This is a genomic window from uncultured Thermomonas sp. (assembly GCF_937872235.1).
Classification (GTDB): Bacteria; Pseudomonadota; Gammaproteobacteria; order Xanthomonadales; family Xanthomonadaceae; genus Thermomonas; species Thermomonas beijingensis.
On record NZ_CALMPC010000070.1, the window covers coordinates 18,637 to 27,851 of the forward strand.

At 61.3% G+C, this 9,215-nt stretch carries 11 protein-coding genes; 8 read left to right on the forward strand and 3 right to left on the reverse strand.

From position 1 onward, the window contains the following. Nucleotides 1–7: 7 nt before the first annotated feature. Both QWB57_RS06030 and QWB57_RS06035 read left to right on the forward strand, forming a co-directional pair. On the forward strand, nucleotides 8–898 hold the full coding sequence (locus tag QWB57_RS06030) for a hypothetical protein (protein WP_223626584.1): 891 nt from the start codon (nucleotides 8–10) through the stop codon (nucleotides 896–898). A gap of 201 nt (nucleotides 899–1,099) precedes the next feature. Beyond that, nucleotides 1,100–1,597 (forward strand): response regulator, encoded by a 498-nt coding sequence (locus QWB57_RS06035; RefSeq protein ID WP_288968780.1) that lies wholly within the window; start codon nucleotides 1,100–1,102, stop codon nucleotides 1,595–1,597. Nucleotides 1,598–1,684: 87 nt separating this feature from the next. Here QWB57_RS06035 and QWB57_RS06040 read toward each other — a convergent pair whose 3' ends face one another. Next, complete coding sequence (locus QWB57_RS06040) at nucleotides 1,685–2,425, reverse strand: glycine zipper 2TM domain-containing protein (RefSeq protein ID WP_288968771.1); 741 nt, start codon at nucleotides 2,423–2,425, stop codon at nucleotides 1,685–1,687. Nucleotides 2,426–2,706: 281 nt separating this feature from the next. Between QWB57_RS06040 and fusA the strand changes: the two genes are divergently transcribed. The 4 genes from fusA to QWB57_RS06060 all read left to right on the forward strand — a co-directional run bounded on the left by fusA (nucleotide 2,707) and on the right by QWB57_RS06060 (nucleotide 6,509). Then, nucleotides 2,707–4,758, forward strand: coding sequence for an elongation factor G (fusA, locus tag QWB57_RS06045; protein ID WP_288968772.1), 2,052 nt, complete (start codon nucleotides 2,707–2,709; stop codon nucleotides 4,756–4,758). A 79-nt stretch (nucleotides 4,759–4,837) separates the two neighbouring features. Further along, nucleotides 4,838–5,389: a DUF1439 domain-containing protein gene (locus tag QWB57_RS06050; RefSeq protein WP_223626577.1), complete on the forward strand. Its 552-nt coding sequence runs from the start codon at nucleotides 4,838–4,840 to the stop codon at nucleotides 5,387–5,389. A gap of 2 nt (nucleotides 5,390–5,391) precedes the next feature. Further along, nucleotides 5,392–5,763: a hypothetical protein gene (locus QWB57_RS06055; RefSeq protein WP_288968773.1), complete on the forward strand. Its 372-nt coding sequence runs from the start codon at nucleotides 5,392–5,394 to the stop codon at nucleotides 5,761–5,763. After that, nucleotides 5,760–6,509, forward strand: coding sequence for a hypothetical protein (locus tag QWB57_RS06060; RefSeq protein ID WP_288968774.1), 750 nt, complete (start codon nucleotides 5,760–5,762; stop codon nucleotides 6,507–6,509). The genes QWB57_RS06055 and QWB57_RS06060 overlap by 4 nt, the downstream gene beginning before the upstream one ends. 3 nt (nucleotides 6,510–6,512) lie before the next feature. On the opposite strand, the gene QWB57_RS06065 is transcribed toward QWB57_RS06060, so the two are convergent. Next, entirely contained in the window at nucleotides 6,513–6,977 is a 465-nt protein-coding gene (locus tag QWB57_RS06065; RefSeq protein WP_288968775.1) for an SET domain-containing protein-lysine N-methyltransferase, read from the reverse strand. Between the two features lie 71 nt (nucleotides 6,978–7,048). Continuing rightward, a complete protein-coding gene (locus QWB57_RS06070; RefSeq protein WP_288968777.1) occupies nucleotides 7,049–7,309 on the reverse strand; it encodes a hypothetical protein in 261 nt (86 codons plus the stop codon). Nucleotides 7,310–7,479: 170 nt separating this feature from the next. On the opposite strand from QWB57_RS06070, the gene QWB57_RS06075 reads away from it, so the two are divergent. Both QWB57_RS06075 and QWB57_RS06080 read left to right on the forward strand, forming a co-directional pair. Beyond that, nucleotides 7,480–8,442, forward strand: a complete 963-nt coding sequence (locus QWB57_RS06075) for an alpha/beta hydrolase (protein WP_288968778.1) — start codon at nucleotides 7,480–7,482, stop codon at nucleotides 8,440–8,442. Nucleotides 8,443–8,703: 261 nt separating this feature from the next. Next, a partial coding sequence (locus tag QWB57_RS06080; protein ID WP_288968779.1) for a hypothetical protein occupies nucleotides 8,704–9,215 on the forward strand: 512 nt, incomplete at its 3' end.

Genomic DNA, 9,215 nt, shown 5'->3' on the forward strand with positions numbered 1-9,215 from the left:
TCCCACCATGAACACGACGACTCGCCCGCTGCGCGCCCGCACCGCTTTGCCCCGTGCCCTCGGCACTGCCTTGCAATGGCGCTTGCTCCTGCTCTGGATCCTGACCACCCTGGCCTGTGCACTGGTTGCCGGTCTGCCATTGTGGAGTTGGCTGGGCAGCCAACTGGACCACTCCTTGCAGTCCACTGCCATTGCCAACGGGCAGGCTCCCACCATGCTGCTGGATGCCCTGATGGCACCCGGCACCACACTCGATGTACTGGGTGCCAATGTGCGCAGCGCGGGGTTGCTGCTGTTGCTGGCCTCCCCATTGTTGACCGGGGCCACCATCGCTGCGGCACGCAGCCGCAGCCCACTGGGATTTGGCGACCTGCTGCGTGGCGGGATCAGCGAATACGGTCCGATGCTGCGCCTGCTGTTGTGGTCGGTCATTCCATTGGGAATTGCGGCAGCCATCATGGCGATGGGCTTTGGCATGAATGAAAAACTGCACGAGCACGCCGTTTTGGCCAGTGACGTGGACACCGGCCGCAATATCGCCACCGGCATCGGCGTACTGCTGTTGCTGCTGGCACATGCCGGCATCGAGGCTGGTCGTGGCTGGCTGGCCGCCGATGCACGCCTGCGTTCGGCACTGAAGGCATGGTGGCGTGGCATGGCCTTGCTGTGCAAGCGCCCACTTGCGGTGTTGGGCGCTTACCTGCTGCCCACTTTATGCAGCCTGTTGGCGGCGCTGCTGTTGTTGGCGCTGCGCCAGCATTTGCAAGGCGCGGGGTTTGCCGGCTTTGTACTGGCCATGCTGCTGGGCTGCATGATCTGCGCCGCAATAGCATGGGGCAAAATCGCACGGCTATTCGCTTTCCGGGCATTGGCCGAGGATGCCCACGGCCGCCGCTAACCGGTACGACGCAAGAGCAGGCACCAGATACACGCTTTGGATTGCCGAACCGGTGGCTGTTCGCGGTAATATGCGCCGGCAGTCCAATCGGGGAACAGGGACGTGGCCATTTTTGACCTATTCAAACGCAAACGACAGGCAGATCAGCCTGCACCAGCCGTGCGCCAGCTCTCGCCGGACGCGGATGGTCTTATCAGCGAAGTGGTTGAACCACATACCGGGCGCGAACGCCGCGATAGCGATCGCCGCAATGCCCAGCCCGGCACCCGGATTCTGGTGATTGACGACTCCCCCACCATCGTGGCCCTGCTCAAGCGCATGCTGCAGCAGAACCACTATGAAGTGCTGGTGGCCTATGATGGTGAAACCGGGATCGAAGTCGCGCGCCGCGAAGTCCCGGGTCTGATTTTCCTCGACATCGTGTTGCCCGGCGTCGATGGCTTCAACGTCCTGCGCACCCTGCGTCGTGACCCCATTACCAAGCACGTGCCCATCATCATGATCAGCGGCAATGCGCAGGCCACCGAGCAGTTCTATGTGCAGCGCATCGGTGCCGATGACTTCATGAAAAAGCCATTCTCGCGTCCGGAAGTGTTCAGCCGCATCGCTTCGGTGCTGGACGAGAACGGTGTGCCACGCCATACCACCCGCACTGGCAGCCGTATCGAAGCCGCCAAGGTATCCCCCACCGCACCCTAGAATCCATTGGCCCAGCATCCAGGCCATGACGTGAAGAAGGGGCCAACGCGGCCCCTTCTTTAGTATTCGATCCAAACGATCCGCAGGTTATTGCGGCGAGACATCCACCCGCACGCGCAGGCGATCGCCGGGGTTGTAGCTCATGCGCCGGGTATAGCGGCGGCCGTTGTATTCGTAAGTCACGTCATAGGCGGTGGCATTGCCGTAATCGCTGGCATAGCCGTTCGAATAGCTGCCCGAATAGCCATCGCGCACCGGTTGCGGATCACATACCCGCACCGTGCCGCCTCGCACATAGCGATTGCGCTGATTCTGGTCATAAATCCCGCGCCCAGCCATGCCGCCCAGCATCGAACCTACGGCGGCGGCGGCATAAGTGCCACTACCACCACCGATCTTGCTACCCAAGACTGCGCCCACCACACCACCGGCAATGGTGGCCACGTTGCGCCCGGCTTCGCTGCCTTGCCCGCGCCCACCGTAGCCGTTATGGCTGTCGTTGTTATAGCTGCCGTTACCGTAACTTCCATTGCCAGGATCGCTATTGCCGTTGTCGTAATAGCCCGCCGAGCTGCGGTCGTAGCAACGCATCCCCGCTTGGGTGTTGGTGTTGTAATTGCCATAGCTGCTGGCATTACTCTGCAACACCGGATCTACCCGAATGACCTGCGCATAGTCGTAGTACGACCCATCACTGTTGGCCGCGTTGTCGTAGCCGGTGTTGTACCCATTGTTGTCCTGATAGCCATCGTAATTGGACTGCGCAAATGCGCAGGCACTGGCGGAAGCAAGGCCCAGGGCAAGCAAGCTGGCAAGAAGGCGCTTCATGTTGAAATCCCCGTCGCCGGGAGTTGGAAGTGTCCGGCGTACGCCCACACTGCGACTGTACGCTTGACGCGAAGCTGAATGGAGCCGGCCGGTCTGAACTGTGTTTAGCGTGCCGACAGCAAGCCACCCGCGTTGTGTCAATGCTGCATTGCACGAGCGTGAGCGCGCCAGCTGCGCTAAGGTGGCAATGCCATGACCGCCCGTCGAACGCCCACGCGTCGGCGTGGGACGCGGACAGCCATGACGCTCTCTCCACGCACACCGAAAGGAGGAACGGGCTCATGTCCTACAGCACATCACAAATCCGCAATGTGGCCTTGGCAGGCCACCCTGGCGCCGGCAAGACCACGTTGTTCGAAGCCCTGCTGCATGCCGGCGGCGCACTGCAAACAGCAGGCAGCATCGAACGCGGCAGCACGGTCTCCGACTTCGATCCCATAGAAAAAGAACGCGGTCACTCGCTGGATGCCGCGATTGCCAGTACCGACCACTTGGCCAGTTCCGGCCAGCACATCCATCTCAACTTGATCGACACTCCCGGCTATCCCGATTTCCGTGGCCCCGCACTGGGTGCGCTGGCGGCAGTCGAAACGGTTGCGATTGTGGTGGATGCCGATACCGGTATCGCGCATGGCACCCGCCGCATGCTGGAGTACGCCAAACAGCGCAGTCTGTGCCGTGCCATCGTGATCAACAAGATTGAACATGCCGGTGCCGATCTTGCCGGATTGGTCAATGCCCTGCGTGAGGAATTCGGCCCCGAGTTGCTCCCGCTCAATTTGCCGGCAGGGGGCGGCAACCAAGTTGTGGATTGCTTTGGGTCAACCAGCGGTGACAGCGACCTCGGCGCGGTCGCCGACTGGCACCAAAAGATCATCGACCAGGTGGTGGAAATCAATGAAACCGTGATGGATCACTACCTGGATGTGGGCGAAACTGGCTTGTCTGGCACCGAGCTGCACGATGCCTTCGAGCAATGCCTGCGGGAAGGGCACTTGCTGCCAATCTGCTTTGTGTCGGCGCGTACCGGAGCCGGTGTCAAGGAATTGCTGGACATTGCCGAAACCTTGTTTCCGCACCCCGGCGAGGCCAACTCGCCACCCTTCATGAAAGGCAGTGACCCGATTGATGCCAAACCCGATCCATCGGCGCATGTGATTGCCGATGTATTCAAGATCGTCAACGACCCATTCGTTGGCAAGCTCGGCATTTTCCGCGTCTACCAAGGCACGGTGAAAAAAGACGCCCAATTATTTGTGGATGACGGCAAGAAGCCGTTCAAGGTCGGCCATTTGTTCAAACTCAAGGGTAAAGACCATATCGAAATCAGCCAGGCTATCCCGGGGGATATCGCGGCGGTGGCCAAGATCGACGAGCTGCATTTTGATGCCGTGCTGCACGACTCGCACGACGAAGACCATATCCATCTGGCACCGCTCAACTTCCCCAAACCCATGTTCGGTCTGGCGGTAGAGCCGGCCAGCAAAGGTCAGGAACAAAAGTTGGCCACGGCATTGCATAAATTGGCCGAAGAAGACCCGGCGTTTGCGGTCGAACACAACACCGAAACCAATGAAACCGTGATTCGCGGGCTGTCGGATTTGCATCTGCGGGTGATGTTGCAACGCCTGAAAGACCGCTTCACCGTAGAGGTGAAATCGCATCCTCCGCGGATTGCGTATCGCGAAACCATCAGCCTGCCGGCAGAAGGCCATCATCGGCATAAAAAGCAAACCGGTGGTGCCGGCCAGTTTGGTGAAGTCTTCCTGCGCATCGAACCGCTGCCACGTGGCGGCGGCTTCGAGTTTGTGGATGCGGTCAAGGGCGGCACCATTCCCGGCCAATTTTTACCGGCGGTGGAAAAAGGCGTGCGCCAGGTCCTCGGTGCCGGCGCATTGGCCGGCTACCCGATGCAAGACGTCAGGGTCACGGTGTACGACGGCAAACATCATCCGGTGGACAGCAAGGAAGTGGCGTTCATCGCGGCCGGCAAACGGGCGTTCCTGGACGCAATTTCCCACGCGCACCCGCAGGTACTGGAACCCATCGTGGACCTGGAAGTCAGCGCCCCCGAGCAGCATATGGGTGATGTCAGTGGCGGACTATCGTCCAAGCGTGCACGCATCAGTGGCACCGATGCCCTGCGCGGTGGCGAGATTGTGATTCGGGCGCAAGTGCCCTTGTCCGAATTGGAGGGCTATGCCGCCGAGCTGAAGTCGGCCACCGCCGGGCGCGGACGCTATGCACTGGATTTCAGCCATTACGAGCCGGTTCCAGCGGCAGTGCAGAAAAAGTTGGCAGACACCTACAAGCCACATCCCGAGGAAGATTGAGGTCACCACGCGCGCAGCGGATTGACACAGCATCACCGCTGCGCGCTAAGGTGCGCACTTTCCCCATGCCATCATCCTCATGCGCCGTAGCGTCGTCTTCCTGCTGATTGTCATTGCCTGCCTGCTCAGTGCCTGCTCCAGCTTGGGGGCCGACGTGCTGCTGGGCCGCGATATCCATTTCAGTGCACCACAATTGCAGGCGCAACTGGATCGCAAGTTCCCGCGCGATTACAAGAAGTTGGGAGGGCTACTCAACCTCAGCTTATTGAACCCGCGGTTGAGCCTGCCCGGTGGCGGCCGTCTGCGGCTGGAGCTGGATATCGGCATTGGTGGGCCGGGCACTGCCAGCCGTTCGCCGTCCGGCCATTTCGCGCTGGAAAGTGGATTGCGGTTTGATGCCGGCACGCATGGCCTGCATCTGGATAATCCCGAAATCGTGTCGGTGGATGTGCCGGCACTGGGTGGAATGATGAATGATTCCGCTCGTTCCATGCTCAATAGCTGGCTGCTCGACTACGCGCGTGAAGAGCCCGTGTATCGGCTGGATGACAGCACGTATGGGCGCATCGCCAGTCGCCGCATCGAGCGCGTGGACATTGACGCCAGCCAAATCACGCTACGGATGGATTGAACATGCCTACTCTTCGTTTTGCTGCCCGCTTGGGCAGCCTGCTGCTTGCAGGTATGTTGGCAAGCGCCTGCAGCAAGCCCACCCCCACCGACGGCAACCCAACCATCGGCAGCGAAGCCCTGCCCGCACCCGCCACCAAGGGCGGTTCGGTAACCGGCATGCCCGACCCCGGGGTAGCCATTCCACAACCACCCCCGCTCGCCACCCCGCAAGTGCAAGCCGAGGATACCGCGACGGCAGATGCCAACACGCCTGCCACAGCTGACAACAGCGACCCGACGATGCAACCTGGCAACTCCGCACCCGCACTGCCTGCGCCCCCCGCCGCAACCGCAAATGCCTCGTCCACCGCAGAACCGGTACCCAGCAAATGAACTCATCCTCTGTGCGCATCTTCGCGCTGGGACTCAGCAGCCTTGTGGCAGCACTCAGTGCATGCACGCCCACACCAACACCCGCCCCATCAGCTGCGCCCAACCCCGGCACGGCGGCATCCGCCGCGCCTGCGGCCACTGCAGCACCGGCAACCGCAGCACACGCGGCACCGGCAGCGACAGAAACCTGGGAACTGCCCGGCAGTCTGGGCCCACTCACCACCCGCGCTGAACTTGAAGCCCGGTTTGGTAAAACCAATGTGCGCGATGACCGCCTGCCCGGTGCCGAGGGTGAAGGCGCAGTGCCGGTGCTGACCGTGTTCCCCGACGATGCCAAACAGCGGCTGCAGTTGGTGCTCGACCCCGAACAACCCAACAACCAGGATGCACCGATTCAGGAATTGCGCATCACCGATCCTGATTCACGCTGGCACGATGTCAATGGCCTGCACCCGGGAATGACGTTGGCCGAGTTGGTCAAACGCAATGGCGCACCGATCAGTTTTTATGGACTGGATTGGGATTACGGCGGCAGCGTGCAGGACTGGCACGGTGGCAAGCTGGCCAACGCGGTAGGCGACAAGCTGTTTCATCGGGTCACCTTGGCTGCACGCACCCGCACCACTGCCACGGCGCTGCCCACTGGCGATACCGTCTTTCGCAGCGACGACCCGCGCTGGCCAGCCATCGGCAACGCGCTGGTGGTCAGTGAGCTTGGCATCAGTTGGCCGCACGAAGGCGAGTGAACGCTATCGCTTCGGCTTCAGCATCGTGCCCGTGCATTTTTTCGAGCCGCAGCGGCAAGCCCAGATTTTCTTCAGCCGCCCGGTGTGGCGTTCGGCCAAGGTGATGCCGTAGTCGTAGGTCAATTCTTCGCCGGGTTTGATGGCACGAATTGCCTCGATGAACACCCGCGACTTTGCCGGCGCGCCTGCATCCTCCACGAGCACTGCCTCGCAATTGGGCGCGCAGCTGTGGTTGATCCAACGCGCCGCATTGCCTTCGATGTTGGCGTCGATCACCCACGCATCGTTGAGCGTGAACAAGAAGGTATGGCCGCTTTCGATGTCGCCACTCTCACCGGCATCCACCTCCTCATGGGTGCGCCGCTGGCCCTTGTATTCGATCAATCGCTCGCCTTTGGCAATTGCGGCAACTGCGAACATGCCATTGCCGTGGATGGTGGATTTACGGGTCGCGATTTTTTTCGGCATCGTGGCAACAAGTGCTCTGGGATGGCGCCATTCTGGCGCAAGATCAGCCATCCGTCATCGCCCCATCGTGGTTAGTTGACGTGCCGGAAAAACCACACCGCACCGCCGCTCCACCACAGCGCCATGCCGATCCCGAACAGGCTCCAGAACAGTTTCTTCGCGCCGCGCCCGATACGCCACAACACAAACACGGCAACCGCCAGCAACAGCCAGCGCAACAGGCGCGAACGCTCTGCGCCGGGCGCCTCGCTGGTGACACGATCCATCAACTCACCCACTTTCCCCTGTAGCTGCTCTGCAAACACTGGGCGGGATTGGGTCTGGGTATTCATGGGGGTTCTCCTGCGTCCGGATTGGACGCTGTGCATTGTCCGCAAGCAGGATTCTCATGCCACGTGCAAGCGTCAGTGGTCGTCGATGACAGCTGTCACTCAGGGCCACAGGTCAACCACTTGTCCGTGCCGTGCGTTGTCGCCATCAACCTCCCAATGGATTGCCGGCCATGCGCGTTGCTGCCCCAACTCTGGTTTGCCTGCTTGCACTGGGTTTGCTTGCCACTGCAAGTAGCCCGGTTCCCGCCCAACAACGCATTCGCGAGCGCATCCTGCAACACATGCAGGACGGCCTGCAAAGCGATGCAGAAGGCCATGAACGGGCATTGCTGGCCAGTGTGCCGCCAGGTGCGAACGTTGAGCGTGATATCGCCTATGGCCAAGACCCCAAGCAGCGCTACGACGTGTATCTGCCCGCCCAGCTGCACGCTAACGCGCCCGTGCTGTTCATGGTGCACGGTGGCGGCTGGCGGCGTGGCGACAAGGCCTATGCCAGTGTGGTCGACAACAAAGCGACGTACTGGCTGGGCAAAGGCTTTGTATTTGTTTCGGTCAACAACCGGCTGGAGCCAGCGGCCGACCCCATGACCCAAGCCCGCGATGTGGCTGCCGCCTTGGCTTCTGTGCAACAGCATGCGCGGCAATGGCGGGCGGATCCGGAGCGCGTGGTGCTGATGGGGCATTCGGCCGGTGCCCATCTGGTGGCCCTGCTGGGCAGTGCACCTGCATTGCTGCGCCAAGCCGGTGCACGCCGTCCACTGGGCGTGGTGTCACTGGACAGCGGCGCACTGGATGTGCCGGCCTTGATGGGGCAGGCGCGCGTACCTCAGCTGTATCACGACGCCTTCGGCAGTGACCCGGCCTACTGGGCATCGGTGTCGCCACTGCAACAACTCAACCGCAACGCGCTGCCGATGCTGCTGGTGTGCTCCAGCACCCGCCACTTTCCCACCGCACCCTGTGATGAAGCACGCAAACTCGAGCAACGCGCGCGCGCGCTTGGCATGTCCATGCAGGTGCTACCGGAGGCCATGCAACACGGCGCAATCAACCAGCAGCTGGGCCTGGCTTCGAACTACACCCGTGCGGTAGCGGACTGGATTGACCGTGCGGTGGGGCAAGTCCGGCGCTGACATCCAGGACATTGCGGGGGGGGATTTCGCAAAACTATTGCTGCACTGCAGCAATTTATGTGACTTCACCCTACCAGACCACTTGTTAATTTTCGAATACTTAACCCTCACACGGCAACAACTGACCTCCCGTGTCACTTTTTAGCTCAAACGCACATTACGAAAAAAAAATAAAGATGCTCTTTCCGTTTGTGTGACGCCCATCTGGTTACAATGCCGCCACTTTGTTGGCATGCCAGATTCGACTTCAGGGGGACATCTATGCGTTACACCAATTCGCTTGCGCTTGCGTGCGCAATGGGTCTTTGCGGACTGTCCTCTGCGCATGCAACGGACAAGCAAACAGACCCCGGCAATATTCCTGCAGTCACCGACTGGAGCAGCCGCTCCGTGGTGTACAGCAAACCCATGACGCCGGATGAATTTGCCGCCGCTGGCCGCAATGCAGACATGGGCCGGCTGTACAACGACCCGCGCTATCTTGCCCAGTTGCTGCGGCGCATTGATGCCGAAATGCCTGCGCCTGCCGCGCCGCGCACCAACACGCTGCAACCCGGTGCCGGCTCCGCCGTTGCCGCCACGGCAAAGGCCACCCTTGCACCTTGCCCCACCAAGCGTGGCCCGGACCCCCGCAGCTGGCACTGCACGGATACTCCGCAAGCCCCCGACAGCAGCGTGGTGCGCGACTGGAGCAATGTGCTCGGCGGCGGCACCAATGGGCAGGGCGGCCGAGGCATGGAAGGGGTATATCCGGCCAAGTACCGGTTTGATAT